The 24,193-nt window shown below is 71.3% G+C and carries 25 protein-coding genes and 2 tRNA genes; 17 read left to right on the top strand and 10 right to left on the bottom strand.

The window, feature by feature from the left end:
- Window positions 1-84: 84 nt before the first annotated feature.
- A complete protein-coding gene (locus VA596_RS45660; protein ID WP_323336452.1) occupies window positions 85-705 on the top strand; it encodes a mycothiol-dependent nitroreductase Rv2466c family protein in 621 nt (206 codons plus the stop codon).
- A gap of 89 nt (window positions 706-794) precedes the next feature.
- Here VA596_RS45660 and VA596_RS45655 read toward each other — a convergent pair whose 3' ends face one another.
- Together VA596_RS45655 and VA596_RS45650 are read right to left on the bottom strand one after the other, a co-directional pair.
- The gene (locus VA596_RS45655; RefSeq protein ID WP_323336450.1) at window positions 795-1,604 is read right to left on the bottom strand and encodes an MBL fold metallo-hydrolase; all 810 of its coding nucleotides are present in this window, start codon (window positions 1,602-1,604) and stop codon (window positions 795-797) included.
- A complete protein-coding gene (locus VA596_RS45650; protein ID WP_323336448.1) occupies window positions 1,601-2,323 on the bottom strand; it encodes a 2-phosphosulfolactate phosphatase in 723 nt (240 codons plus the stop codon). The genes VA596_RS45655 and VA596_RS45650 overlap by 4 nt, the downstream gene beginning before the upstream one ends.
- 45 nt (window positions 2,324-2,368) lie before the next feature.
- Between VA596_RS45650 and VA596_RS45645 the strand changes: the two genes are divergently transcribed.
- Window positions 2,369-2,842 carry a ribose-5-phosphate isomerase gene (locus VA596_RS45645; protein WP_323336446.1) on the top strand — a complete coding sequence of 158 codons (474 nt, stop codon included), beginning with the start codon at window positions 2,369-2,371 and terminating at the stop codon, window positions 2,840-2,842.
- The gene (locus tag VA596_RS45640) at window positions 2,842-3,651 is read left to right on the top strand and encodes an Fpg/Nei family DNA glycosylase (RefSeq protein ID WP_323336444.1); all 810 of its coding nucleotides are present in this window, start codon (window positions 2,842-2,844) and stop codon (window positions 3,649-3,651) included. The genes VA596_RS45645 and VA596_RS45640 overlap by 1 nt, the downstream gene beginning before the upstream one ends.
- A gap of 1 nt (window position 3,652) precedes the next feature.
- On the opposite strand, the gene VA596_RS45635 is transcribed toward VA596_RS45640, so the two are convergent.
- Both VA596_RS45635 and VA596_RS45630 read right to left on the bottom strand, forming a co-directional pair.
- A complete protein-coding gene (locus tag VA596_RS45635) occupies window positions 3,653-4,486 on the bottom strand; it encodes a DJ-1/PfpI family protein (protein WP_323336442.1) in 834 nt (277 codons plus the stop codon).
- Between the two features lie 42 nt (window positions 4,487-4,528).
- Entirely contained in the window at window positions 4,529-5,338 is an 810-nt protein-coding gene (locus VA596_RS45630) for a hypothetical protein (RefSeq protein ID WP_323336441.1), read from the bottom strand.
- Between the two features lie 147 nt (window positions 5,339-5,485).
- On the opposite strand from VA596_RS45630, the gene VA596_RS45625 reads away from it, so the two are divergent.
- Window positions 5,486-6,361, top strand: a complete 876-nt coding sequence (locus VA596_RS45625; RefSeq protein ID WP_323336439.1) for an LLM class F420-dependent oxidoreductase — start codon at window positions 5,486-5,488, stop codon at window positions 6,359-6,361.
- Between the two features lie 5 nt (window positions 6,362-6,366).
- On the top strand, window positions 6,367-6,813 hold the full coding sequence (locus VA596_RS45620; protein WP_323336437.1) for a nuclear transport factor 2 family protein: 447 nt from the start codon (window positions 6,367-6,369) through the stop codon (window positions 6,811-6,813).
- 32 nt (window positions 6,814-6,845) lie between these two features.
- On the opposite strand, the gene VA596_RS45615 is transcribed toward VA596_RS45620, so the two are convergent.
- Window positions 6,846-7,208, bottom strand: a complete 363-nt coding sequence (locus tag VA596_RS45615) for a winged helix-turn-helix transcriptional regulator (protein ID WP_323336435.1) — start codon at window positions 7,206-7,208, stop codon at window positions 6,846-6,848.
- Between the two features lie 67 nt (window positions 7,209-7,275).
- Between VA596_RS45615 and VA596_RS45610 the strand changes: the two genes are divergently transcribed.
- The 3 genes from VA596_RS45610 (at window position 7,276) to VA596_RS45600 (ending at window position 10,215) form a co-directional block, all read left to right on the top strand.
- Entirely contained in the window at window positions 7,276-8,064 is a 789-nt protein-coding gene (locus tag VA596_RS45610; protein WP_323336433.1) for an NAD(P)H-binding protein, read from the top strand.
- Window positions 8,065-8,105: 41 nt separating this feature from the next.
- Complete coding sequence (locus tag VA596_RS45605; RefSeq protein ID WP_323336647.1) at window positions 8,106-8,876, top strand: alpha/beta fold hydrolase; 771 nt, start codon at window positions 8,106-8,108, stop codon at window positions 8,874-8,876.
- Window positions 8,877-9,030: 154 nt separating this feature from the next.
- Entirely contained in the window at window positions 9,031-10,215 is a 1,185-nt protein-coding gene (locus VA596_RS45600) for an outer membrane protein assembly factor BamB family protein (RefSeq protein ID WP_323336431.1), read from the top strand.
- A gap of 251 nt (window positions 10,216-10,466) precedes the next feature.
- Here VA596_RS45600 and VA596_RS45595 read toward each other — a convergent pair.
- Window positions 10,467-10,540, bottom strand: a tRNA-Pro gene (locus VA596_RS45595).
- A gap of 79 nt (window positions 10,541-10,619) precedes the next feature.
- On the opposite strand from VA596_RS45595, the gene VA596_RS45590 reads away from it, so the two are divergent.
- A tRNA-Gly gene (locus VA596_RS45590) sits at window positions 10,620-10,693 on the top strand.
- On the opposite strand, the gene VA596_RS45585 is transcribed toward VA596_RS45590, so the two are convergent.
- On the bottom strand, window positions 10,645-15,342 hold the full coding sequence (locus VA596_RS45585) for a HAMP domain-containing protein (protein WP_323336645.1): 4,698 nt from the start codon (window positions 15,340-15,342) through the stop codon (window positions 10,645-10,647). The two genes, VA596_RS45590 and VA596_RS45585, sit on opposite strands and share 49 nt — an antisense overlap.
- Before the next feature lie 139 nt (window positions 15,343-15,481).
- On the opposite strand from VA596_RS45585, the gene VA596_RS45580 reads away from it, so the two are divergent.
- From VA596_RS45580 to VA596_RS45570, 3 genes are all read left to right on the top strand, one after another.
- Window positions 15,482-17,044: a SpoIIE family protein phosphatase gene (locus VA596_RS45580; protein WP_323336428.1), complete on the top strand. Its 1,563-nt coding sequence runs from the start codon at window positions 15,482-15,484 to the stop codon at window positions 17,042-17,044.
- Window positions 17,045-17,089: 45 nt separating this feature from the next.
- Window positions 17,090-17,632, top strand: a complete 543-nt coding sequence (locus VA596_RS45575; protein ID WP_323336426.1) for a type 1 glutamine amidotransferase domain-containing protein — start codon at window positions 17,090-17,092, stop codon at window positions 17,630-17,632.
- 123 nt (window positions 17,633-17,755) lie between these two features.
- On the top strand, window positions 17,756-17,920 hold the full coding sequence (locus VA596_RS45570; RefSeq protein WP_323336424.1) for a hypothetical protein: 165 nt from the start codon (window positions 17,756-17,758) through the stop codon (window positions 17,918-17,920).
- A gap of 57 nt (window positions 17,921-17,977) precedes the next feature.
- On the opposite strand, the gene VA596_RS45565 is transcribed toward VA596_RS45570, so the two are convergent.
- Window positions 17,978-18,394 carry a hypothetical protein gene (locus VA596_RS45565; RefSeq protein ID WP_323336422.1) on the bottom strand — a complete coding sequence of 139 codons (417 nt, stop codon included), beginning with the start codon at window positions 18,392-18,394 and terminating at the stop codon, window positions 17,978-17,980.
- 154 nt (window positions 18,395-18,548) lie between these two features.
- Here VA596_RS45565 and VA596_RS45560 point away from each other — a divergent pair, with 154 nt between their 5' ends.
- The 4 genes from VA596_RS45560 to VA596_RS45545 all read left to right on the top strand — a co-directional run bounded on the left by VA596_RS45560 (window position 18,549) and on the right by VA596_RS45545 (window position 21,483).
- Entirely contained in the window at window positions 18,549-18,968 is a 420-nt protein-coding gene (locus VA596_RS45560; protein WP_323336421.1) for a helix-turn-helix domain-containing protein, read from the top strand.
- 14 nt (window positions 18,969-18,982) lie between these two features.
- Complete coding sequence (locus VA596_RS45555) at window positions 18,983-19,345, top strand: DUF4180 domain-containing protein (RefSeq protein ID WP_323336419.1); 363 nt, start codon at window positions 18,983-18,985, stop codon at window positions 19,343-19,345.
- Between the two features lie 57 nt (window positions 19,346-19,402).
- Entirely contained in the window at window positions 19,403-20,506 is a 1,104-nt protein-coding gene (locus VA596_RS45550) for a sialidase family protein (protein WP_410171985.1), read from the top strand.
- A gap of 137 nt (window positions 20,507-20,643) precedes the next feature.
- The gene (locus VA596_RS45545; RefSeq protein ID WP_323336415.1) at window positions 20,644-21,483 is read left to right on the top strand and encodes an SAM-dependent methyltransferase; all 840 of its coding nucleotides are present in this window, start codon (window positions 20,644-20,646) and stop codon (window positions 21,481-21,483) included.
- 49 nt (window positions 21,484-21,532) lie between these two features.
- Here VA596_RS45545 and VA596_RS45540 read toward each other — a convergent pair whose 3' ends face one another.
- Both VA596_RS45540 and VA596_RS45535 read right to left on the bottom strand, forming a co-directional pair.
- On the bottom strand, window positions 21,533-22,366 hold the full coding sequence (locus tag VA596_RS45540; protein WP_323336413.1) for an aldo/keto reductase: 834 nt from the start codon (window positions 22,364-22,366) through the stop codon (window positions 21,533-21,535).
- 23 nt (window positions 22,367-22,389) lie between these two features.
- Window positions 22,390-23,574 carry an MFS transporter gene (locus VA596_RS45535; protein WP_323336411.1) on the bottom strand — a complete coding sequence of 395 codons (1,185 nt, stop codon included), beginning with the start codon at window positions 23,572-23,574 and terminating at the stop codon, window positions 22,390-22,392.
- Between the two features lie 136 nt (window positions 23,575-23,710).
- Between VA596_RS45535 and VA596_RS45530 the strand changes: the two genes are divergently transcribed.
- Window positions 23,711-24,172 carry a MarR family winged helix-turn-helix transcriptional regulator gene (locus VA596_RS45530; RefSeq protein ID WP_323336409.1) on the top strand — a complete coding sequence of 154 codons (462 nt, stop codon included), beginning with the start codon at window positions 23,711-23,713 and terminating at the stop codon, window positions 24,170-24,172.
- Window positions 24,173-24,193: the final 21 nt, after the last annotated feature.

Here is a 24,193-nt window from a genome sequence, read left to right as displayed (position 1 = left end):
AACAAGCGTGCGCTCCCCGGTGTTGGCCCGCAGTGTGGGCCCTGCCCACACGCCGACGTCGACTTATGCGCACAGGAGTACTCGATGACCGCTGCCGAGCAGCCTACGAAGGTCGATTTCTACTTCGACCCGATCTGCCCGTTCGCCTGGATCACCTCGCGCTGGATCCTCGAGGTCGAGAAGCACCGCAACCTCGACCTGAACTTCCGGATCATGAGCCTTTCGGTGCTCAACGAGGGCCGCGACGAGCTGCCGGAGAAGTACAAGGAGCTGCTGGCGCAGGGCTGGGGCCCGGTACGCGTGGCGGTGGCGTTGTCGCAGCTCAAGGGCGAAGAGGTGCTGCGGGACTACTACACCGAGTTCGGCACCCGCTACCACAACCAGGGCAACAAGGACCGCGACGCGGTCGTCAAGGAGGCCCTGGCCGCGATCGGCGCGCCGGCCGAGCTGTACGACGCCGCGAGCTCCACCGAGTACGACGAGGCCCTGAAGAAGAGCCACCACGAGGGCATGGACCCGGTCGGCATGGACGTCGGCACCCCGACGATCCACATCGACGGCGTGGCGTTCTTCGGCCCGGTCCTCAGCTCGATCCCCCGCGGCGAAGACGCACTGAAGGTGTTCGACGGCGCGGTCGCGCTGTCGAGCTACCCGGACTTCTTCGAGCTCAAGCGCACCCGAACGGGCGAGCTGAACTTCGACTGAGTCGTTCCAAAAAGCGTCACTTTCCCTGGGAAAGATGCGTCTGAGGCCCCCTCGGACGCATCTTTCCTGGAGAAAGTGACGTCCTCGGGTCAGAGGGTTTTGAGGGCGGCCGAGGTGACGTCGGCGGGGTAGCGGGACGCCGCGACCGCCGCCGCCTCGGTCGACTCGCCGCGCCCGACCGCCGCCTTCAGCGCGATCAGCTCGTGCAGGCCGTGGCGGTGGTAGCGGACGAAGTCGGCGTCGACCGGGTCGCCGTGGCCGGGGACGACCACGCGCGGTTCCAGGGCCAGCAGCGTGTCGAGGGTGTCCGGCCAGGCCGTCAGGTCCGAGTCGGTGCTGAACGAGAACGCGCTGAAGCCGTGTTCGGCGTTCTCGACGATGTCGCCCGCGAAGACGACGTCGGCGTCCGGGACGTGCACGATGACGTCGTGGTCGGTGTGGGCGCGGCCGGGGTGCAGCAGCACCGCCGTCCGGCCGCCGAGGTCCAGCTCGGTCCGGTCGCTGAACAGGTGGTCGGGGACCACGAACGTGGTGCGCGCGATGGCGTTGGCGATCGCCGCCTTGCCTTCCTCGCGGTAGTAGGCCATCCACTTCTCCCGCGCGCCCTCGGCGTACTCGGTCAGCTCGGCGCGGCAGCCCTCGTGCGCCCAGACCGCGCACGGCAGGAACCGCTCGGTGCCCCAGGTGTGGTCGAAGTGCGCGTGCGTGAACGCGACCGCCCACGGCAGGGACGTCAGCTCGCGCACCGCCGCCGCCAGCTCGGCGCCCTGGTCCAGGTCGCCGCGCGTGTCGATGACCAGGCAGCGGTCGGCCCCGACGACCAGCCCGACGGTCAGGTCCAGCTCCTCGTACCGCCGCGCGTGCACGCCGTCGGCGACCTCGACCCAGTGACCGGTCATCGCAGGACTCCTTCGTGCAGGACGGGAGCGGCTTCACTCACGTCGATCTGTGCGGCCAGCGCGACGTCGCCGCCGTGCCCCGCCTCGGTCAGCTCGCGCCCGGACACGCAGTCCGCGATCGCCGCGACGTCCGCCGTGCGCGCCGCCAGCGCGGCTTCGGGCGACAGTGTGCACCCGAGCCGGGCCAGCGCGGCGGCGATCGCGCCCGCGCCGACCTGGTCTTCGGCACACGGCCGCAGCGGCCCGAACGTGTCGCCCTCGCCGGACATGTTCACACCCCAGCGTTCCCCGGCCGCGATGACCCCGATCGGGCCGCCCAGCTCGTGCGCCCTGGCGGCCACGGCGGACGCGTTGCGCAGGCAGCCGGCCAGCACGCGGGCGCCGGTCGCCGCGGCGGTGGCGCACAGGGTGGCGCCGTTCGGGGAGGGGAGCGCGAGGAACGTGCCGGGAGGGATGTCCGTCACAGACGACGGCCGCAGGGTGAACGTGCCCTCCCCGGCGATGACGGCACCGGCGGCCCGCGCCTGCGCGACTCCGCGTTCGTCGCGCCACCGCACCGGCAGCACCCGCCCGCCGCGGCCGACGACGAGATCCGTGGTGGTGCTGAAGGAAAGCACGTCGACGACGATCAGCACCGCGCATTCCCGGCCGAGCGCGGTCACGCCTTCACCGCCCCAGTCGAGCCGGACGTCGTGCCCCGATTGCTCCCAGATCCCCACCCCCGGAGCATGCCGGAAACCGGCCGTGATGGCAGACTCCCAGCCGTGCGTGTCTACTTGGGATCCGACCATGCCGGCTTCGAGCTGAAGAACCACCTGGTGGCCCACCTGGAGAAGCAGGGCCACGAGGTCACCGACATCGGCCCGCAGGTCTACGACGCGGCCGACGACTACCCGGCCTACTGCGTCGAAACGGCGCTGCGCGTCGTGGCCGACGAGGGCAGCCGCGGCATCGTCGTCGGCGGCTCCGGCAACGGCGAGCAGATCGCCGCCAACAAGGTGCCCGGCGCCCGCGCCGGCCTGGCCTGGAGCGTCGAGACGGCCCAGCTGTGCCGGGAGCACAACCACGCGCAGCTGATCGGCGTCGGCGCCCGGATGCACACCGCCGAGCAGGCGACCGAGATCGTCGAAGCGTTCCTCGCGACGGAGGTTTCGCCGGAGGAGCGGCACGCCCGCCGCGTGCAGCAGCTGCTCGACTACGAGCGCACCGGGACCCCGCCGGCCCTGCCGGAGGCCTGATGCCCGAGGGGCACACGCTCCACCGGCTGGCGCGGCTGCACAAGCGCCGCTACGCCGGTGCCCCGGTCGAGGTGAGCAGCCCGCAGGGCCGCTTCGCCGCCGAGGCGTCCCGTTTGGACGGTCAGGTGCTCGTCGGCGCCGAGGCGCACGGCAAGCACCTGTTCCACGACTACGGCCCGCACGGGATCGTGCACATCCACCTCGGCCTGATCGGCATCTTCGGCGAGGGCAAGCTGCCCGCGCCACCGCCGGTCGGCCAGGTCCGGATGCGGCTGGTCGGCCGGACGCAGTGGACGGACCTGCGCGGCCCCAACACGTGCGAGCTGCTGGACCCGGCCCAGGCCGACGCGATCAAGGCGCGCCTCGGCCCCGACCCGCTGCGCCGGGACGCGAAGCCGGACAAGACGTGGGCCCGGATCTCGAAGTCCAAGGTCTCGATCGCCGCGCTGCTGATGGACCAGGCCGTGCTGGCCGGTGTCGGCAACGTCTACCGCGCCGAAGTCCTGTTCCGCCACGGTGTCGCGCCCCTGACGCCGGGGCGCGCGCTGGACCGCGCGCTGTGGGACGACATGTGGGCCGACCTGGTGACGTTGATGCGCGACGGCGTCCGCGTCGGCCGCATCGACACGGTCCGCCCGGAGCACCTGCCGGAGGCCATGGGCCGCGCGGCACGCGTCGACCGCCACGGCGGCGAGGTGTACGTCTACCGCCGCGCCGGCGAGCCGTGCCTGGTGTGCGGGACGCCGGTGGAGACGTCGTCGCTGGTGGGCCGGAACCTTTACTGGTGCCCCACCTGCCAGCCGGCCTGATTCAGAGCCGCTTGCCGAAGGCCTTCGCGAACGTGTGGACGTCGCCGGGCCAGCGGGCCGAGACGTAGTTGCCGTCCTCGACGACGAACGCCGGACGCTCGTCGTCGAGCCGGTCGCGGGCCCGGCCGCTCGCCTGGACGCGGTCGGTCGTGTCCAGGAAGTCCTCCGGGCGCGCCAGCGCGCGGGTGACCTCCTGCTGCACCGACATGTACCCCTCGGGCTGCCCCGGCTCCTCGAGGTAGGTGCGGTAGTAGTCCGGGTCCCAGAAGCGGGTCCGGCGCGCGAGCCGCCACGCCGTGCGCTCCAGCTGCCAGGTCAGTGCCGTCGTCGTGCGGCCGTGCAGCACCGAGCGTCCGGTGTCCGGGTCGATGCTGCGCGCGGCGAGCAGCACGCCGTGGCAGATCGCGCCGACCGGCAGGTCGCGGCGGAACGCGTCGACGACCAGGTCCTGCAGCAGCGGGCTTTCGAGGTACTCGCGCATGCCGCGGGCGCGGTGCCCGCCGGGCAGCAGCACGCCGTCGACGTCGTCGAGCTTGATGGCGTCCCAGCGGATCGGGCTGCGCCACGAGGGATCCGCGAGCAGGGCGCGATGGGCGTCACGCGCGGCTTCGTCGGCTCGCAGCACCCGGCCGAGCACGGTGAGCTTCTTCAGGCCCGGCACGCGGCTCCACGGATCAAGGCCTTCGCCGGTGACCATCAGCTCGTCACAGGTGGCCTGCTCGCCGCCGGGGGTCGCGAAGACGACCGTGTGGTCCCGGCTCAGCACCGCCCGGCTGACCGCCACTTCGGACGGGTCCGAGTCCCGGGCCGGGACGGGGATCAGGACTGTCGCCACGGCATCCTCCCGAACGTCGTCCAGGAGGATGCCAGCCGGTGCTCAGAAGTCGAAACCGCCCCCGTCGAAGCCACCGCCGTCAAAGCCGCCGCCGTCGAAACCGCCGCCGCCCCAGTCGCCGCCGCCGTCGCCTCCGCCGAAGTCGCCGCCGCCGTCGCCACCGCCGTCGCCGCCCATGTCGCCGGACTCGAGCGCGTCCTGCTGGCCGGCGTCGTACCCCGATTCCCAGGCCCCGGCGCTGGCGATGCCGCCCATGCCGGAGAACATCGCGCTGAACAGGAACATCGACCCGAGGCCCCAGGCGCCGGCGATCAGCGCGGGCTTCCACCACGGCTCGCTGTACCAGCCCTGCGGCACCGGCCGCCCGGCGACGCGGCCGCCGGGGTAGTAGTACGGCGTGTCCTGGCCGGCGTCGGGGGACGCGGCGTAGTGCTGGCCTTCGACGTCCACGTCACGGCGCTCGGTCACCTTGCCGGCGCGCTCGCGCTCGGCCTCCTCGGGCAGCTGCGGACCCGGGTCCATGCCCATCGCGACCCGCGCGGCGCGGACGTAGTACAGGCCTTCGACGGCGGTGTCCTTGACCAGCCGGGCCTGCCCGATCGTGCGGGCCTGTTCCATCTGCGAGCCGGCCGCGTTGTAGCGCTCGGCGGCGTCGGCCATCGCCTGCTGCGATGCGGTGTCGTTGCCGTTGATGTTGAGGACCTGGCCGCCGAGCCGCTCGACGAGCCGGCGCGCGTCGGCCTTGGCGTCGTCGAGCTCCCGCTGCCGGGCCGCGGCGCGCTGCCGCGAGAAATAGAGGCCGCCACCGACGATCACGACGACGAGCACGATCAGGAAGATCGCGGTGCCCATGGACCACTCCCAGAAGCTCGGTGCCCGGTGACCGGAAGTCACCTTTGATTCGGACAACGCGGACGTTACGCGGAGGGTTCCCCGGGAGTGATCCGGCCCACGGCCAGGCCTGGCCGAAGAAACTAGAACACGTTATAGTTCCGTACCATGAAGTTCACCCTGTCGATCGCGATGAACCCGCTTGATCAGCTGGGCGAGCTCGCCCGGGCCGCGGAAGAGGCCGGCTTCGCCTCCATCGCCCTGCCGGACTCGCTCTTCTACGCGGAGACGGTCTCCACAGACTATCCGTACACCCCCGACGGCAGCCGGTTCTGGACCGCCGACACGCCCTGGGTCGACCCGCTGGTCGCGACCGCCGCCATGGGCGCGGTCACCAGCCGCATCGAGTTCTACACGTCGGTGCTGAAGCTCGGGTCGCGCAACCCGGTGCTGCTCGCGCGCCAGGTCGGCTCGGCGTCGGTGCTCACCGGCGGCCGGTTCGGGCTCGGCCTCGGCGTCGGCTGGCTGCCGCAGGAGTTCGAGTACTGCGGGGTGCCGTTCGAGCGGCGCGGCAAGCGCGTCGACGAGGCCATCGACGTGCTCCGGCTGATCCTCGACGGCGGCATGGTCGAGTACCACGGCGAGTTCTACGACTTCGACAAGCTGCAGATGAGCCCGGCGCCGCCGAAGCGCGTGCCGTTCTACATCGGCGGCCACACCGACGTCGCGCTGCGGCGCGCGGCCCGCGTCGCCGACGGCTGGTCGTCGGCGATGATGAAGCTCGAGGAGCTGCGCGAGACGATCGCTCGCCTGAAGGAGCTGCTGGCCGAGCGCGGCCGCGCCGACGACCCGTTCGAGTACCAGGCCGTCTGCATCGACAAGTTCGGCCTCGACGGTTACCGCGAGCAGGCCGAGGCCGGCGTCACCGACGTCATCACCATGCCGTGGGTGTTCGACGGCGTCGGGTTCGACGCCCCGGTCGAGCCGAAGCTGGAGTCGATCCACAAGTTCGGGGCCGAGATCATCGACAAGTTCGGGGAGTGACGGCGATGGGCGTGCAGGTCAGCTGGGACACGTCGGCGGAGCAGCCGCCCGCGCGGCGCGCGGCGCTCGCGTCGATGACCGCGGTGACGGCGGGGGACAAGGAGGCGTGGCTGGACCTGTTCGCGCCGGACGGGGTCGTCGAGGACCCGGTCGGCCGGTCGTTCTTCGACGAAGAGGGCAAGGGTCACCACGGCCGCGACGGGATCAGCGCGTTCTGGGACAAGACGATCGGCACCGTCGAGCGCTTCGAGTTCGACATCCGCGACTCGCACGCGGCGGGCGACGAGGTGGCGAACGTCGGCACGATCACGACGTACCTCCCGGGCGGCTACCGCGTCGACACGGACGGGGTGTTCGTCTACCGGGTGGGCGAGGACGGCCTGATCACGTCGATGCGCGCGTTCTGGGAGACCGACCGCGCGATGGCGACGGCGCGGCAGGTCACGGAGTAGCTCCTCCGGCCCGGTGCGGGTCCCGTCGCCCCTCAGCGGCGGGACCGGCTGTCGTAGGCCTCCCGGGCCGCTTCGACCCGGTCGAGGTTGCCGGACCACTCGGAAAGGCTGGCGAACAGCGGGCCGAGGCTGCGGCCCAGCTCGCTGATCTCGTACTCCACCCGCGGCGGCACCTCCGCGTGGTAGGTGCGGGTGATCAGGCCGTCGCGCTCCAGCTGCCGCAGTCGCTGGGTGAGCACTTTCGGCGTGATCGTGCCGATGCGGCGTTCCAGCTCGACGAACCGCTGCCGCCCGTACTCCTTGAGCGACCACAGGATCGGCGTCGTCCAGCGGCTGAAGACGATGTCGACCACCGGCGCGATCGGGCAGGCCAGCTCGGGTGTGGTTCCGGTCACTTTCGGGGCCTCCAGCCATTACTTTCCTCTAGGTACCTACTATACGTCGGAATGTAGCGTCCTCCGCATGATCACAGTCATGGGAGCGACGGGAAACGTCGGAAGGCCACTGGTCCGAGTATTGGCCGCGGCAGGCGAACAGGTGGCGGCGGTATCCCGCCAGAAGACCCCGGACGTACCGGACGGCGTGCGCGTGGTGCCCTCCGTCGAGTCCGCTTTGGACGGTGTCGAGGCGCTGTTCCTGATGGTGCCAGGCGGTTTCGCGCCACTGGACGACCTGCTGGCCGCGGCCCGATCGGCCGGCGTCGGCCGGGTGGTCCTGCTGTCGTCGCAGGGAGTGGCGACCGGCCGCCATCCCACGGTGCTGGAGGACTCCGTACGAGCGTCGGGTCTGAAGTGGACGATGCTGCGCCCGGGTGGCTTCGCGTCGAACGCCTTCCAGTGGGCGGAAAGCGTACGCACGGCTCGAAAGCTGGCGGCTCCCTTCGGCGATGTGGCCCTGCCGCTGATCGACCCGCAGGACATCGCCGAGGTGGCGGCATCGGCGTTGCTGTCGGACCGCTCCGGCGACATCTACGAGCTGACCGGCCCGGCCGCAATAACACCCCGCCAACAGGCGGCGGCAATCGGCGAAGCACTAGGCGAGCAGGTGGACTTCATCCCGCAGACGCGCGAGGAGGCCCTTCAGACGATGCTGGCCTTCATGCCCCCGGAGGTGGCCGACGCAACCCTGAACATCCTGGGCGCACCAACCCCGCGTGAGCAGCAGGTGAGCCCGGACGTCGCACGGGTACTGGGCCGCCCACCGCGCCCCTTCGCTGAGTGGGCCGCGCGCAACGCGGCGGCGTTCAAATGACGACACTGTCCTATCGGGACATCGGAACAGGAGCACCCTTGGTGTTCCTGCACGGCAACCCGACATCGTCGTACCTGTGGCGCAACGTGACGCCGTCCCTGCCGGGCCGCCGCCTCGCACCGGACCTGATCGGCATGGGCTCCTCGCCGCGGCCGGACATCGAGTACACCTTCGACGACCACGCCCGCTACCTCGACGCGTGGTTCGACGAACTCGGCTTGGACGACGTGGTGCTGGTCGGTCACGACTGGGGTGGCGCGCTGGCGGCGGACTGGGCGTCACGCCACCCGGCGCGGGTCCGCGGCCTGGCGTTCACCGAAGCGGTGCTGAAACCCATGTCCTGGACGGAGTTTCCACCCGAGGGCGCCGCGGTGTTCCGCGAGATCAAGAAGTCGGGAGACCTGTCGGGCTTCTTCGCCGGGCTCCCGCCGGAATACCGGACGGCACACCGCGTACCGGTGCTGCAGTGGGCGCGTTCGCTGCCCCTGGGCGGCGAACCGGCGCCGGTGGTGGCGCGAATCGAGGCGTTCGGCCGCTGGCTGGCGGCGACGTCGGAGATCCCGAAGCTGCTGATGACGTTCGAACCGGGGCCCGGGACGATGCTGACGCCGCCGATGGTCGAGTGGTGCCGGGAGACCTTCGCGGCGCTGGAGGTGGTGCACCACGACGTCGTCGCCGGGCACCACACGCCGGAGGAGCAGCCCGGGCCGATCGCGGAAACCCTGGCCGGGTGGCTGGTTCCCCCTTCCGGCGGTGTCCGGCCGGCCGCGCGCGTGGTGCCGGTGCCGGGGAACCGGACCGTGTCCCGGTGAGCGGTCATGCGGCGGAAAAGCGGTCCGAAAATGTCGGACCCCTTCGCTAGCTTGAGGGTGTGCGGGGGAGGGGATGCGGGCCGCCGAATCCGGGGGCCGGCCCGCCTCCGCACGCGCCGCCGCGGCGGCGCCGGAGAGACGAGGGGTCATCCGAATGAAGCTTCGCAGAACCATCGCCGCCCTGGTGGGGGCGGTGCTGCCGGTCGCGGGGTTCGCGGCACCGGCGGCGCAGGCCGCGCAGACCGGGGTCTCGGTCACCTACCAGGTCGACGCCCGGCACGACGGCACGCTGATCGACAGCGGGGTGGCCGCGCCGCCGCTGGACCGGAAGTGGTCGCGTGACTTCGGCGGGGCGGTCTCGTACCCGATCGTCGCCGGCGGGCGGGTGTTCGCCACCTCGTCCTCGCCGAACGGGTACGGCACGATCCTGCACGCCGTCAACGCGGCGACGGGCAAGGACGCCTGGGCGCCCGTCGCGCTCGGCGGCACGTACTGGTGGTCCGCGCTGGCCTACGGGGGCGGCCGGCTCTACGCGCAGAACTACGACGGTCAGCTGACGGCGTTCAACCCGGCCACCGGGGCGCAGCTCTGGACCGCCAAGATGCCGGGCCAGTACTCGTTCACCTCGCCGCCGACGTTCGCCGCGGGTGTGGTGTACACGGGCGGCGCCGGTTCGGGCGGCACGTTGTACGCGGTGGACGCCGCCACCGGCGCGGTGCTGTGGACCCAGTCGGTGATGAACGGCGACAACAGCTCGCCGGCCGTCACGGCCACCGGCGTCTACGTCTCGTACGCGTGCGAGCAGGCGTACGCGTTCGACCCGAAGACGGGCACCCCGACGTGGCACCACGAAACGAGCTGCGAAGGCGGCGGCGGCCGCACCCCGGTGGTGGCGGACGGCGGCCTCTGGATCCGCGACGACGCGGGCATGACCCCGTCGGTCCTCAACCTCACGAACGGCACGACCCGGGGCACGTACCCGGCGGCGGGCTGGTCCCCGGCCCCGGCGTTCGACGGTCACGAGGGCTACTTCGTCGACGAAGGCGTCCTCCAGGAGCGCCACAGCCGCACGCTGGAGTCCCGCTGGACGTTCGCGGGCGACAACCAGCTGTCCACGGCCCCGATAGTGGTGAACGGCTACGTCTACGTGGGTTCCCGCACCGGCGAGCTGTGGGCCCTGAACGGCGCAACGGGCCAGCCGGTCTGGTCCACGAACGTCGGCGCCCCGATCACGGACCCGGACGAGCACAACGCAAGCCAGCCCCTGACAGGCCTAGCCGCAGGCAACGGCCTGGTAGTAGTCCCGGCAACAAACACCCTGCAGGCCTACGGCCACTAAGCCAGAAAGGGTTGGCCGCCCCTCCCCGGGGCGGCCAACCCCGGCGGGATTCCCCTGAGTCACCAAGGGAATCAGCCGCAAACGTCGCGATGGCCCGGCAGCAACCCTGACCCGGTCCGAAGGGCAACCACGCTGTCAGGCCGCACCAGAGGCACCGTGGGGGGTCCGGGGGGCTCGGCCCCCGGGAGACACTACGAGGATTCCGCCCGAGGTCCGCGCCCTCCGCGGACATGACAAACCGCGGAATCGAGTCGGGATGACAGGATTTGAACCTGCGACCCTTCGCTCCCAAAGCGAATGCGCTACCAAGCTGCGCCACATCCCGGTCTCACCCCCAGGGGGGTGTGCGATCAGCCTAGCGGGTCACGCTAAGCTGACCTCGCACCCGGGTACCTCGGGGGCACGCGGGTGTAGCTCAATGGTAGAGCCCTAGTCTTCCAAACTAGCTACGCGGGTTCGATTCCCGTCACCCGCTCCACCATCGAAAGGGCCGGGGACCTCGTAGTCGTCCCGGGCCGAGGCTGCGTCGGCCTCCAGCTTGGCGGCTATCACGTCCAGCAGTTTGTCCGTGTCCACCGGCTTGGTGATGTACTCGTCCGCGCCGCTGGCCAGGGTCCTGGCCCGGTCTTCCGCGGTGGCCTTCGCCGTGACGGCGATCACCGGGAGGTCCGCGTTGGCCGCCTCCGCGCGGATGGCCGCGATCGTGGCGTTTCCGTCCAGCTCCGGCATCATCACGTCCATCAGGACCAGCGCGGTGTCCTCGTTGCGCTCCAGGGCGCGGATGCCGTCGACGCCCGTCTCCGCGTAGACGACCTCCAGGCCGGCCTGTTCCAGGACCGCGGCCAGGGCGAACACGTTCCGCAGGTCGTCGTCGACGATCAGGACCTTCTCGCCCTGGAAGCGCTTCGGGGCGATGTCCGGGGCGGCCACCAGGACCGTGCTGGGGACCGGCGGGAGCCTGGGCGACGAAAGGGCCGTCACGGCCGGGTCGACCAGGTTGGACGCTGCCACCGGGAGGTACAGGGTGAACGTCGAGCCCTTGCCCGGCTCGCTCACCACGCGCAGCTCGCCGCCCAGGAGCTCCGTGAGCTGCTGGCTGATGTTGAGGCCCAGGCCGGTGCCGCCGTACTTGCGGCTCGTGGTGCCGTCGGCCTGGCGGAACGCCTCGAAGATGACCGCCAGCTTCTCCTCGGGGATGCCGATGCCGGTGTCCTCGACGGCGAACGCGATGATGCCCGGCGCGGTCCGCAGCGCCTCCTGCTCGACCTCGGCCGGGTCGGCCGCGCGGATGTGCAGGCGGACGCCGCCCTCGTCGGTGAACTTCGCCGCGTTGGAGAGCAGGTTGCGCAGGATCTGCTGGAGGCGGTGCTCGTCGGTGTGGACGCTGCCCGGCACCGGCGGGTCGATGTGGACGGCGAACTCGAGGCCCTTGTCGGCGGTGAGCGGACGGCACAGCGACTCGACGTAGTCCACCAGCTCCGGCAGCGTGATGTCGGACATCTGCATGTCCAGCCGACCGGCCTCGACCTTCGCCAGGTCCAGGATGTCGTTGATCAGCTGCTGCAGGTCGGAGCCCGCCGCGTAGATCGTGCGGGCGAACTGGATCTGCTTCTCGGTGAGGTTGCCCTCGGGGTTCTCCGACAGCAGCTTCGCCAGGATCAACGCGCTGTTCAGCGGCGTCCGCAGCTCGTGCGACATGTTCGCCATGAACTCGGTCTTGTACTGCGACGCGACCGTCAGCTGCCCGGCCCGCTCCTCCAGCTCCTGGCGGGCCTGCTCGATCTCGCTGTTCTTGACCTCGATGTCGCGGTTCTGCTGGGCGAGCAGCGCGGCCTTCTCGGCCAGCTCGGTGTTGGACCGCCGCAGCTCGCCCTGCTGGGCCTGCAGCTGCTCGGACCGCGCGCGCAGCTCCTGCGCCAGCCGCTGCGACTCGGTCAGCAGCGCCTCGGTGCGGGAGTTCGACAGGATCGTGTTGACGTTGACGCCGATCGTGTGGCGCAGCTGTTCGAGCAGGTCCTGGTGGACGGTGCTGAACTCGTTGACCGAGGCCAGCTCCAGCACCCCGAGCACCTCGCCCTGGAACAGCACCGGCAGCACGATGAGGTTGACCGGCGACGCCGAGCCGAGCCCGGACGACACCATCGCGTACTCCGGCGGCGCGTTGTGGACCAGGATCGTGCGGTGGTCGACGGCGGCCTGGCCGATCAGCGACTCGCCGATCGCGAACCGCAGGCCGGCGCGGGACTGGGCGAGGCCGTAGGCGGCGATGCACTCCAGCACCGTGCCGTCGCGGTCGTCGTCGCGGGCCAGGAAGAACGCGCCCTGCTGCGCCCGGACCAGGGGTGCCAGCTCGGACAGGATCAGCGCGCCGACCGACGCGAGGTCGCGGTGCCCCTGCATCCGGCCGGACAGCTGGGCGAGGTTCGTCTTCAGCCAGTCCTGCTCGGTGTTGGTCCTCGTCGTCTCCTTGAGGTTCGCGATCATCTGGTTGATGTTGTCCTTGAGGTCCGAGACCTCACCGGACGCGTCGACCGTGATGTGCCGGGTCAGGTCGCCCGCGGTCACCGCGGTGGCCACCTGGGCGATCGCGCGGACCTGCGTGGTCAGGTTCCCGGCCAGCTGGTTCACGCTCTCGGTGAGCCGCTGCCAGGTGCCGGACACGCCGTCGACCTCGGCCTGGCCGCCCAGCTTGCCCTCGGTGCCGACCTCGCGCGCCACGCGCGTGACCTCGGAGGCGAACGCCGAGAGCTGGTCGACCATCGTGTTCATGGTCGTCTTCAGCTCGAGGATCTCGCCGCGGGCGTCGACGTCGATCTTCTTCGTCAGGTCGCCCCGCGCGACGGCCGTGGTGACCTGCGAGATGTTCCGGACCTGGCTGGTCAGGTTGTGGGCCATGAAGTTGACGTTCTCGGTCAGGTCCTTCCAGGTCCCGGCCACGCCGGGGACCCGCGCCTGGCCGCCGAGGATGCCTTCGGTGCCGACCTCGCGCGAGACGCGCGTGACCTCGTCCGCGAACGCGCGCAGCGTCTCGACCATGCCGTTGAGCGTCTCGGCCAGCGCCGCGACCTCGCCCTGGGCGACGATCGAGATCTTCTTCGACAGGTCGCCGTTGGCCACGCCGGTCGCCACGGTGGCGATGCTGCGCACCTGGTCGGTCAGGTTGGTGGCCATGACGTTGACGTTGTCGGTGAGGTCCTTCCACGTGCCCGCGACGCCGCGGACGGTGGCCTGGCCGCCGAGCTTGCCTTCGGTGCCGACTTCGCGGGCCACACGCGTGACCTCGTCCGCGAACGCGGAGAGCTGGTCGACCATGGTGTTAAGCGTGGTCTTGAGTTCGAGGATCTCGCCCCGCGCGTCGACCGAGATCTTCTGCGTCAGGTCGCCCTTCGCGACCGCCGACGTCACCGTGGCGATGTTCCGGACCTGGTCGGTCAGGTTGTTCGCCATGAAGTTGACGTTGTCGGTCAGGTCCTTCCAGGTCCCGGCGACCCCGGGCACGGTGGCCTGGCCGCCGAGCTTGCCTTCGGTGCCGACTTCGCGGGCGACGCGGGTGACTTCGTCGGCGAAGGCGGAGAGCTGGTCGACCATGGTGTTGAGCGTGGTCTTGAGTTCGAGGATCTCGCCCCGCGCGTCCACCGCGATCTTCTGAGTCAGGTCACCGCGCGCGACGGCCGTCGCGACCTGGGCGATGTTGCGGACCTGGGTGGTCAGGTTGTTCGCCATGAAGTTCACCGAGCCGGTGAGGTCGCGCCAGGTGCCGGCGACGCCGGGAACCTGCGCCTGCCCGCCCAGCTGACCCTCGGTGCCCACCTCGCGGGCCACCCGGGTGACTTCGTCGGCGAACGCGGAGAGCTGGTCCACCATGGTGTTCATGGTCGTCTTGAGCTCGAGGATCTCGCCCCGGGCGTCGACGGTGATCTTCTGCGTCAGGTCGCCCCTCGCCACGGCCGTGGTCACGTGGGAGATGTTGCGGACCTGGTCGGTCAGGTTGTCGGCCATCCCGTTGACCGAGTCGGTGAGGCTGCGCCACGTCCCGGCCGCGCCGGCCACCTCGGCCTGCCCGCCGAGCTTGCCCTCGCTGCCGACCTCGCGCGCGACGCGGGTGACCTCGCCGGCGAACGCCGAGAGCTGGTCGACCATCGTGTTGAGCGTGTTCTTCAGCTGCAGGATCTCGCCGCGGGCGTCGACGTCGATCTTCTTCGTCAGGTCGCCGGTGGCCACCGCGGTCGCCACCTGCGAGATCCCGCGGACCTGGTCGGTCAGGTTGTCGGCCATCAGGTTGACCGAGTCGGTCAGGTCGCGCCACGTGCCGGCGACGCCCGGCACCTGGGCCTGGCCGCCGAGCTTGCCGTCCGAGCCGACCTCGCGGGAGACGCGGGTGACCTCGTCGGCGAACGACGAAAGCTGGTCCACCATGGTGTTGATGGTGTTCTTGAGCTCGAGGATCTCGCCGCGGGCGTCGACGTTGATCTTCTGGGTCAGGTCGCCGCGCGCGACGGCCGTGGTGACCTGCGCGATGTTGCGGACCTGCTCGGTGAGGTTGTCGGCCATGAAGTTGACGGAGTCGGTGAGGTCGCGCCAGGTCCCGGACACACCGGGGACGACGGCCTGGCCGCCGAGACGTCCCTCACCCGCGATCTCGCGGGAGAGCCTCGTCACTTCGGCGGCGAAGCGCGAGAGCTGCGCGATGAGGCCGTTGACCGTCTTCGCCAGCGTGGCGTACGCGCCCTGCAGCGGGCGGCCGTCGAGGGTGAGGGTCATCGGCTGGGACAGGTCGCCGTCGGCGACCCCGCCGAGCACGCGCTCCAGCTCGATGGCCGGCCGGGTGAGGTCGTCGACCAGGCCGTTGACGGCGTCGACGGCGGTGGCCCAGCCGCCGGGCCCGACCTCGGTCTCCAGCCGTTCGAGCAGCCGGCCTTCCTGGCCGACCGCCGTGCGCGCCCGCAGCAGTTCGCTCACGAGCCGCTGGTTGCGCTCGGCGATGTCGTTGAACGCGACGGCGAGCTGCGCCGAGACGCCGTCGCCGTGCGGCACGAGCCGCCGCCGGAAGTTGCCGTCCCCGAGATCCCGCACCGCCACGAGCAGCCGCTCCAGCGCCGCCGCTTCGCCCTGGGATTCCGTTGTCATGTGTGCCGACCCTCTCCACCACGCATGCGCCAGCCATGGTCGTCGACCCAGCGTGCCATGATTCGCCCTACACTTCGAGCCAGTCCGCCCGCTCACGCGGTAGCCGTGCGATAGCAGTCCGGAGGCAGGAGGTCCGTGCATGGTGTCACGTCCGGCTCCGGCGTCGGCAGCCCTGCCGCCGATGGCCGCCGGTGACGCGCCGCCGGGCTTCGACGCCTTCGGACGGGCCGTGCTGGAGGACGTCCGGGACGCGGTGTTCCTGCAGGACGCCGAGGGTGTGCTGCGCTGGGCGAACCCCGCCGGGCGGACGCTGACCGGCGACACCGAGCCGAAGCTGCACCCCGTCGCCGAAACCTCCGGGCACGTCGAAGTACAGGGTCACCGCCACCCCGCCCGCGTCCGGGCGCTGCCCGGCGGGTGGCACTCGTGGACGGTCCCGAGCCTCGCCGAGAGCAGCACCGCCCGGCCGCACGTGGGCGACTTCCTGGCCGAGGCCGGGCCCCGGCTGGCCTCGGCGCGCGGCCGCCACGGCACCGCCCGGGTGATCGCCGAGCTGGCCGCGTCAGCGCTCGCCGAGACCGCGTTCGTGCTGCTGCCCACCACCCGCGGCCGGTGGGAGTGGTGGAGCTGCGAGCGTCCGTCCGCGCACGGCCACGGCCGGATCCGGCGGCTGCCCGCCCAGGTCGCGCCGGTGCTGGCGGCGACGTTCGGTGTCACCGGGCCCCCGCGGCCGTCCCCGGTGCCCGCGGCGGAGGTCGCCACGCTGCCCTCGATCGTCGCCGACCGGTTCGCCGGGCACGCCGACGTCACGGTCGTCTCGCTGGGCCCGAGCGCGAGCGCCGGGGTCACCGGCGCGCTGCTGCTGGGCCGCCGCACGGACCCGGAGTTCGGTACCGAGCAGGCTCGCGCGGTGGTCGAGTTCGCGAAGGCGTCGGGCACCGCGCTGGCCAACGCGCAGCGCTACGCCCGGCAGGAGGAGGCGACGCGCGGCCTCGAGACCACGCTGCGCCCGGCCGACCCGCCCGAGCTGGACGGCGCCCGGTTCGAGACCTGGTACGAGCCGGCCGCCGGGGTGCTCACGGTCGGCGGCGACTTCTACGACGTCCTGCCGCACGACGACGGCAGCGCGTTCCTGGTGCTCGGCGACATCTGCGGCAAGGGCGCCGAGGCCGCGGCGCTGACCGGCCGGGTCCGGCACGCGCTCACCGCGCTCGCGATGGTCGAACGCGACGGCCGGACCCTGTTGCGGCTGCTCAACGAGCTGCTCATCGCCGGCGGCAGCAGCCGGTTCGCCACCCTCGTGCTCGGCACGGCCACGCCGACCGACGAGGGCGTCGACCTGACGCTCGCCTCCGGCGGGCACCCGGCGCCGCTGATCGTGCGCCACGCGGGCGGCGTCGAAGAGGTCACCGTGCCGGGCACGCTGGTCGGCATCTCGCCCCAGGCCCGGTTCGCCGAGGCGCGGGTGCGGCTGGGCCCCGGCGACCTGTGCCTGCTCTACACCGACGGCATCACCGAGGCCCGCAACCGGCACAACCCGTCGGAGCTGTTCGGCGACGACCGGCTGCGCGCGGTGCTGACGGCCGCGGCCGGGCAGCCGGCCCGCGAGGTCGTCCGGCGGCTGCGCCAGGCCGTGCGCGACTGGCTCGGCAACTCCGCCCACGACGACATCGCCGTGCTGGCCGTGGAGTGCGCCGACTGATCGACGGCGCGTTTGCCGGGCGTCCGAGCGGGTAATTCGGATGCCATGGCGAATGCACTTGAAGGCCGCCGGGTCGCGATCCTGGCCGCGGACGGCGTCGAGCAGGTCGAGCTGGAGCAGCCGCGTCAGGCCGTGCTCGACGAGGGCGCGACCGTCGAGCTCGTGTCGCTGGACACCGGGGAGATCCAGGCGATGAACGGCGACATCGACAAGGGCGACACGTTCGCCGTCGACCGCAAGGTTTCCGACGTGGCGATCGGCGACTTCGACGCGCTGCTGCTGCCCGGCGGCACGATGAACCCCGACAACCTGCGGGTGAATCCCGAGGCCGTGAAGTTCGTGGGCGACTTCGTGCGGGCCGGGAAGCCGGTCGGCGTGATCTGCCACGGTCCGTGGACGCTCGTCGAGGCGGATGTCGTGCGTGGCCGCACGCTGACGTCGTACCCGAGCATCCGGACCGATCTGCGTAACGCCGGGGCCACGGTCGTCGACGAAGAAGTCGTCGTGGACGACGGCCTGGTCTCCAGCCGCAACCCGGACGACCTGCCGGCGTTCTGCGCCGCGGTCGTGCGGGAGTTCGCGGGCTGAAGCCGTCCTCTGTGGACATTCACCCGGCTGTGTCCTTAAGTCCCGCTTAAATATGTTGGCTTTCGGTGTTCCGGCGGAGGACGCTGAGGGTGTGACCAGGATCGCCGAGAGGAGGTGGACGCAATGACAGTGAACGCCCGGCGCTACGGCCGTTGGTGCCGTGAACACTTCGACGTGGTCGCCGCCGAGGAGGTCCCCGCACCCCGGGGCGCCGCCCCCGCCGAGACCCGGCCGCAGCCGGCTCCGGCTCCGGTCGAGACCGTCGCCGAACAGCCGCAGCAGAGCTGATACCCCGGACACGGAAAGGGCCCCCGGATCGCGATCCGGGGGCCCTTTCCGTGCCGGTCAGCGGTAGCTGCGACGGCGGTACCAGACCCGCCTCGGGCCGGGGACGCCGATGCGCGTGATGACGTCGGTCAGCACGGCGCCGATGACGAGCCAGATGACCGCGGCCAGGCCGTCGTTGCAGAAGACCCGGAACTTCTCGGAGTCCGGTGTGAAGAGGTCGCGCAGCCCGAGCGAGACACCGCCCGACCATTCGGAGATGAGGTGCGCGAACCCGTTCGCCGCGTTCGCCTCGCCAAAGACGAGCACGATGTGCACGGCGAGGACGAGCGCGAACACCGCGCACACGAGGTGGATGAGAGCGTTGACCGTGCGCACGATCCGGATGCGCGGATGGGTCCGCTCCACGACTTCTTCGGTCGCGGCGGGCTCGTACCGCGGATCGTAGGGCTGCTCGGGGGGAGGGGGATACGGCATCGTCGGCGCCGTCCTTTCGACAGTCCTCTGTGGACGGATCTGGGGCGTGCGGTGCCAGGGGGAAGTACCCGGTGCCGGGGACGGCAAACCAGGTATTCCGTAAACTTCCGCATCATGCGGTGTGATACGGTAGTTTGAGGAAACGAGGAGGGGCATGGCGCAGGAGGTCTACTCCGTCGAACAGGTCGCGACACAGCTCGGCCTGCACGTGCGGACCGTCCGGAACTACGTGCGCGACGGGCGGCTGAAGGCGGTCCGGATCGGCAAGCAGTACCGGATCACCGCGGCCGACCTGGCCGCCTTCACCGGGCTCCCGGCCACCGCGGCACCCGCCAAGCGGGCGGACCTGTCGAGCGTGGTCGAGATCGACGACGTCGACCGGGCGACGGCCGACCGGATCGCCACCACGGTCCACGCGTCGCTGCTGGGACCGCGGGACGGCGGTGAGTCCCTGCGCGCCGAAACGATCTACGACCGGGAGCGCGGCGTCCTGAAGGTCATCGTGCTGGGCGACCTCGCCGCGGGCGCCGACCTGCTGCGGATGGTCGCGGGGTTCGTCGAAGGCCTGGGCTGAAAGGGAGAACGATCATGATCGACGTGCGGCACGAGGTGCCGGTGTGGCTCGTCCCGGGTGACGGGCCCGAGCTGGCCACCGAGCAGGACGCCGTCGACCTGATCGGCGCGACGTTCGGGTCCGGCGCGAGCGTGCTCGTCGTGCCGGTGGAGCGGTTCCCCGAGCGGTTCTTCGACATGCACACCAAGCTGATCGGGCACTTCTTCTCGAAGATCGTCCAGTACGGCTTCCGGCTGGTCCTGCTCGGCGACGTCAGCGCGCACATCGCGGCGAGCACCGCGTTCCGCGACGTCGTACGGGAGTCGAACCGCGGCCGGGACGTCTGGTTCGTGAGCGACCTCGGCGAGCTGGACACCCGGCTGGCCGCGCGGGGCTGAGCCGGGCGGCTGAACCCCGGCCGGGGCGGGCAACTCGGGTGCCCACGGCACGTCCAGGTGATCATGAGCATCCTCCGGCGTACGGCACTGACGCTGTCCGTCCTCACCGCCCTGGCCGTCCCCGCCTCGCCCGCCTCCGCGGAAACCGTTGTCCCGAAAGGCTTCCAGCCCGCGTCGACGAGCTGGACCGGCCCGGACACCGGGTACGTCCTCGGCTACTCGCCCTGTGCGAAGTCCTGGTGCCCGTCGCTGCTGGCCACCGCGGACGGCGGGCACCACTGGCGGCGGCTGGGCGCGCCGTCGCTGGCGCTGCCGGACAACCACAACCACGTCGCGCTGACGTTCGTCACCGAGCGCGTCGCGTACGTCAGCGACGGCGTGCACGTGCGGACGACGCGCGACGGCGGCGCGACCTGGCACCCGGTCGGGCTCGTAGGCGCGCGAGAACCGTTCTACGTCTCGAAGATCACCGAGACCGGCGGGCGCGTCTTCGCCGTGCTCAGCACGTACGGCGAAGGCCGCGGCTCGACGCGGCTGTACTCGGCGGCCGCCGGCGCGCCGGTGCTGGTCCCGGTGCCGGGCTTCGCGGTCACCGGCGACATCACCTACGGCGACCTCGCCGTCGGCGGCGGCCTGCAGGTCGCGCTCGGCGCCAACTACGGCGACGAGAAGTACTGGACTTCGCGCGACGGCGTGAGCTTCACGCCCGCCGCGCCGCCGTGCCCGACGGGGACGGTCGCGTCGCTCGCCGGCGTCCGGGACCGGCAGGTCGTGGCGTTGTGCAGCAGCAGTCCCGGCTCGCCGCAGCCGGGTTCGACCGAGCGGAGCGTGCGGCACGCACCGCGGCTCGGCGGCACGTTCAGCGGCACGGACGCGGCGCCGGTCGTCGGCATCACGCAGGGCTTCGGGGCGGCATCACCGGCGTCGGCGACGATCGCGGCCGAGGGCGGCGGCGTGGGCTTCCTGCACAGCACGGCCGACGGCGGCCGCACCTGGACGACGACCGTCCTCTCGGAACGCGGCCTCAGCCTGACCGATCTGGACTTCCCGGGCCGCGGCACCGGTGTGGTCGTCGACGGCCAGCCCGACGCGGCCGGCGGCTCCGCTCTGTACCGGTCCACGGACGGTGGAACGAGCTGGCACGAACTCCTGTTCGGCTGATTACCGCTGGCAGGCAAGGCCCTTGCGCGCGGTTCACTTGATGAACGCCATGTCGTAGTCTGAGCACTGTCCGTTGCCGGACACGGCAGGCGGGGCCCGGGGCAGGGGCTCGTCCGCCGCTCGACGAGGGAGAGTCGATGACGCCTGGGGACCTGCGGTCCGGGGCCGAGGGAGGCGCAGCTTCCCTCGATTTCAGCAAGGCGAGCTTGGCCCGGCTGTCCGACGCGCTGCTCGGCGGGCACGATCACTACGAGGTCGACCGCGAAGCGATGCGGCGGCTGCTGGCGATCGCGCCCGGCGCGCGCACGATGGCGAAGGAACACCGCGACTGGCTGGTCCGCGCGGTGCGGTTCCTCGCCGGAAAGCGTGGCATCGGTCAGTTCCTGGACCTGGGCTCGGGCATGCCGACCGCGGAGAACACCCATCAGGTGGCGCAGAGATACAACCCCGACGCGCAGGTGGTGTACGTCGACAACGACCCGGTCGTGCAGGTGCACGGGCGGGCCCTGCTGGAGGAGAACTACCTCACCCACGTCACCGGCGCGGACCTCACGAAACCGGCGGAGACCCTCGCCGACCCGGTCGTGCGCGAACACCTGGACTTCACCGAGCCGGTGGCGCTGATCCTGACCTCGATCGTCCACCACATCGACGACTACGACCGGGCGAAAAGGATCGTCTCGGAGTACGCCGCCGCGCTCGCTCCCGGGTCGTACCTGCTGCTCACGCACAACTTCGACCCCGAAGAGGACTCCCCGCGCCAGGAGCTGGCGCGGTTGCTGGAGACCAGTTTCCAGGGCACCGGGCTGGGCAGCGTCCATCGGTCGCGCGAGCAGATCACGTCGTTCTTCGAGGGCCTCGAACTGCTCCGGCCGGGGCTGGTCTACCTGCACGAATGGTGGCCGGACGGGCCGCGGATCCACCCGTTGAGCGAGCTGAACTTCCTGACGCTGGGCGGCGTCGCCCGCAAGGTGTGACCGAACCCGGCACTTTCCCGTGAAAGTGCCGGGCCGGGTGCCGGAAGGATCAGGCGGCGTTGAACGTGTCCGGGTCCGGACCGGTGCGCTCGCCGCGGTTCAGCGGCGTCAGCGACTCCAGTTCCTCCTCCGTGAGGGTGAACCCGAACAGGTCGAAGTTCTCCTGGATCCGCGACGGCGTCACGGACTTCGGGATCACCACGTTGCCCAGCTGCAGGTGCCAGCGCAGCACGATCTGCGCGGGCGTGCGGCCGTGCTTCACCGCGAGCTCCGCGACGATCGGGTCGCCCAGCAGCGAGCCGCCCTTGGCCAGCGGGCTCCACGCCTCGGTCGCGATGCCGTTCTTCGCGTCGAACTCGCGGACCTCGTGCTGCTGCAGGTACGGGTGCAGCTCGACCTGGTTGAGCGCCGGGGCGATCTCGGCGGCGTCGAGCAGGCGCTCGAGGTGCGCGGGCTGGAAGTTGGACACGCCGATCGCGCGGACCCGGCCGTCCGCGTAGAGCTTCTCGAACGCCTTCCAGGTGTCCAGGTACTTGTCGCGCTCGGGCGTCGGCCAGTGGATCAGGTACAGGTCCAGCTGCTCCAGGCCCAGCTTCGCGAGGCTCTCGTCGAACGCCTTGAGCGTCGCGTCGTAGCCCTGCGCGGAGTTCCACAGCTTGGTGGTGACGAACAGCTCGTCGCGGGCGATGCCGGACTCGGCCAGCGCCTGGCCGACACCGGCTTCGTTGCCGTAGACGGCGGCGGTGTCGATGCTGCGGTAGCCGGCTTCGAGGGCGGCCGTCACCGCGGCCTTGGTCTCGGCGTCCGGGACCTGGAAGACGCCGAAGCCGAGCTGCGGCATCCGCACGCCGTTGTTGAGTTCGATCTCGGGAACGCTGGTCACGAAGGGTCCTTTCGGTGGGCGGTTCATCGGGCGGGTACCCGATCCCCGGCGGCGAAACGCGCCGGGGCCTTGCGGTCGAGCAGGCCGGAGACGAGCGCCACGGCCAGGCCGGCCGCGGCGAGCACGGCGCCGATCCAGTTGGGGGCGGTGTAGCCGAGGCCGGCGCCGATCGCCTGGCCGCCGAGCCACGCACCACCCGCGTTGCCGAGGTTGAACGCGGCGATGTTCGCCGCCGAGGCCAGCGCCGGAGCGCCCTCGGCCTTGGCCATCACGCGGGCTTGCAGGGGCGGGACGGTCGCGAAGCCGGCCGCGCCGAACAGCACGATCGTGATCGCGGCCGGCACCTTCGCGTGCGCGGTGAAGACGAACGCGACGAGCACCAGCGCGAGGGCCGCGAGGATGACGTACAGGCTGGGCATCAGCCTGCGGTCCGCGGCCCTGCCGCCGAGCAGGTTGCCGGCGAACAGCCCGGCGCCGAAGAGCACGAGCAGCCAGGTGACGGCGCCGCTCGAGAAGCCGGCGACCTCGGTCATCATCGGCGCGATGTAGGTGAAGGACGCGAACACCCCGGCGAAACCGAGGGCCGTCATCGCGAGCGCGAGCCACACCTGAGGGCGGCGGAACACGGCGAGTTCGCCGCGCAGGCCCGCGCCCGGGTCCGGCTTCTGGTGCGGCACGAGCGCGAGGATGCCGAGCGCGCCGGCCACGCCCAGGGCGCTGACCACCCAGAACGTCGAGCGCCAGCCGAAGGCCTGGCCGAGCGCGGTGCCGGCCGGCACGCCGAGGACGTTGGCCACGGTCAGCCCGGTGAACATCATCGCGATGGCGCTGGCCTGCTTGGCCGGAACGACGAGCGAGGCCGCCACGACCGAGCCGACGCCGAAGAACGCGCCGTGGGAGAGGGCGGCGACCACCCGGCCGGTCATCAGCAGGCCGTAGCTCGGGGCCAGCGCCGAGAGCACGTTGCCCGCGATGAACAGGCCCATCAGCGCGACGAGCACGGTCTTGCGCGGCACCCGCGAGGCGAGCGCGGTGAGCACGGGCGCGCCGACGACGACGCCGAGCGCGTAACCCGAGATGAGCAGGCCTGCGGACGGGATCGAGACACCGAAGTCGCCCGCGACCTCGGGCAGCAGGCCCATGATCACGAACTCGGTGGTGCCGATCCCGAACGCGCTGATCGCCAGTGCGAGCAGAGCGGCGGGCATGGACTTCCTTCTTCCGGAGTAGGCTTGTGAGCGTGAGCAACTACCGGCGTCCGAGATAGTTGCACGCGCCGTATATTGCACACGCTTGATAGTGCAGCCTGGCGCGCTGTGCGTGCAAGCCGAGGAGGAGTGAACCGTGTCACTGGACGACGACGCCGTCGAAACCCGTGCGCAGGGCTGGCGCACGCTGGCCGCGCTGCACGCGCGGATCGAGGACAGGCTGCAGCGCGCGCTCGAACGCGACCACGAGCTTTCGGTCAGCGAGTACAGCGTGCTCGACGCGCTCGCCCGCCAGGACGGCTTCCACCTCCGGATGAACCAGCTCGCCACCGCGGTGGTGCTCAGCCAGTCGGCGACGACGCGCCTGGTCACGCGGCTGGAGGGCCGCGGGCTGCTGGCCCGCTACCTCTGCGCGGACGACCGCCGCGGCATCTACACGGAGGTGACGCCGGCGGGCCAGGCCCTGCTGACGTCGGCCCGCCCGACCCACGACGCGGCACTGGCCGAGGCCCTCACCGACGCCGAAACCCTCCCCGAACTCGCGCCGCTGGTCGCCGCCCTGGGCACGCTCACCTTCCCCGGAGCCGGCACCCGCTGACGCCGTTGTCCGTGAAGGCCA

The sequence above is a fragment of the Amycolatopsis heterodermiae genome (assembly GCF_034929455.1).
Lineage (GTDB): Bacteria > Actinomycetota > Actinomycetes > Mycobacteriales > Pseudonocardiaceae > Amycolatopsis > Amycolatopsis heterodermiae.
Note: the sequence above shows the minus strand (reverse complement) of the source record. Positions and strands in the feature narration are given on the sequence as shown.

Bases quoted from the DNA above. Each gene is read 5' to 3' on its own strand.
- VA596_RS45660 (WP_323336452.1), top strand. From the start codon at position 85: ATGACCGCTGCCGAGCAGCCTACGAAGGTCGATTTCTACTTCGACCCG.
- VA596_RS45655 (WP_323336450.1), bottom strand. From the start codon at position 1,604: ATGACCGGTCACTGGGTCGAGGTCGCCGACGGCGTGCACGCGCGGCGG.
- VA596_RS45640 (WP_323336444.1), top strand. From the start codon at position 2,842: ATGCCCGAGGGGCACACGCTCCACCGGCTGGCGCGGCTGCACAAGCGC.
- VA596_RS45630 (WP_323336441.1), bottom strand. From the start codon at position 5,338: ATGGGCACCGCGATCTTCCTGATCGTGCTCGTCGTCGTGATCGTCGGT.
- VA596_RS45625 (WP_323336439.1), top strand. From the start codon at position 5,486: ATGAAGTTCACCCTGTCGATCGCGATGAACCCGCTTGATCAGCTGGGC.
- VA596_RS45620 (WP_323336437.1), top strand. From the start codon at position 6,367: ATGGGCGTGCAGGTCAGCTGGGACACGTCGGCGGAGCAGCCGCCCGCG.
- VA596_RS45610 (WP_323336433.1), top strand. From the start codon at position 7,276: ATGATCACAGTCATGGGAGCGACGGGAAACGTCGGAAGGCCACTGGTC.
- VA596_RS45600 (WP_323336431.1), top strand. From the start codon at position 9,031: ATGAAGCTTCGCAGAACCATCGCCGCCCTGGTGGGGGCGGTGCTGCCG.
- VA596_RS45585 (WP_323336645.1), bottom strand. From the start codon at position 15,342: ATGACAACGGAATCCCAGGGCGAAGCGGCGGCGCTGGAGCGGCTGCTC.
- VA596_RS45580 (WP_323336428.1), top strand. From the start codon at position 15,482: ATGGTGTCACGTCCGGCTCCGGCGTCGGCAGCCCTGCCGCCGATGGCC.
- VA596_RS45575 (WP_323336426.1), top strand. From the start codon at position 17,090: ATGGCGAATGCACTTGAAGGCCGCCGGGTCGCGATCCTGGCCGCGGAC.
- VA596_RS45570 (WP_323336424.1), top strand. From the start codon at position 17,756: ATGACAGTGAACGCCCGGCGCTACGGCCGTTGGTGCCGTGAACACTTC.
- VA596_RS45565 (WP_323336422.1), bottom strand. From the start codon at position 18,394: ATGCCGTATCCCCCTCCCCCCGAGCAGCCCTACGATCCGCGGTACGAG.
- VA596_RS45560 (WP_323336421.1), top strand. From the start codon at position 18,549: ATGGCGCAGGAGGTCTACTCCGTCGAACAGGTCGCGACACAGCTCGGC.
- VA596_RS45555 (WP_323336419.1), top strand. From the start codon at position 18,983: ATGATCGACGTGCGGCACGAGGTGCCGGTGTGGCTCGTCCCGGGTGAC.
- VA596_RS45545 (WP_323336415.1), top strand. From the start codon at position 20,644: ATGACGCCTGGGGACCTGCGGTCCGGGGCCGAGGGAGGCGCAGCTTCC.
- VA596_RS45535 (WP_323336411.1), bottom strand. From the start codon at position 23,574: ATGCCCGCCGCTCTGCTCGCACTGGCGATCAGCGCGTTCGGGATCGGC.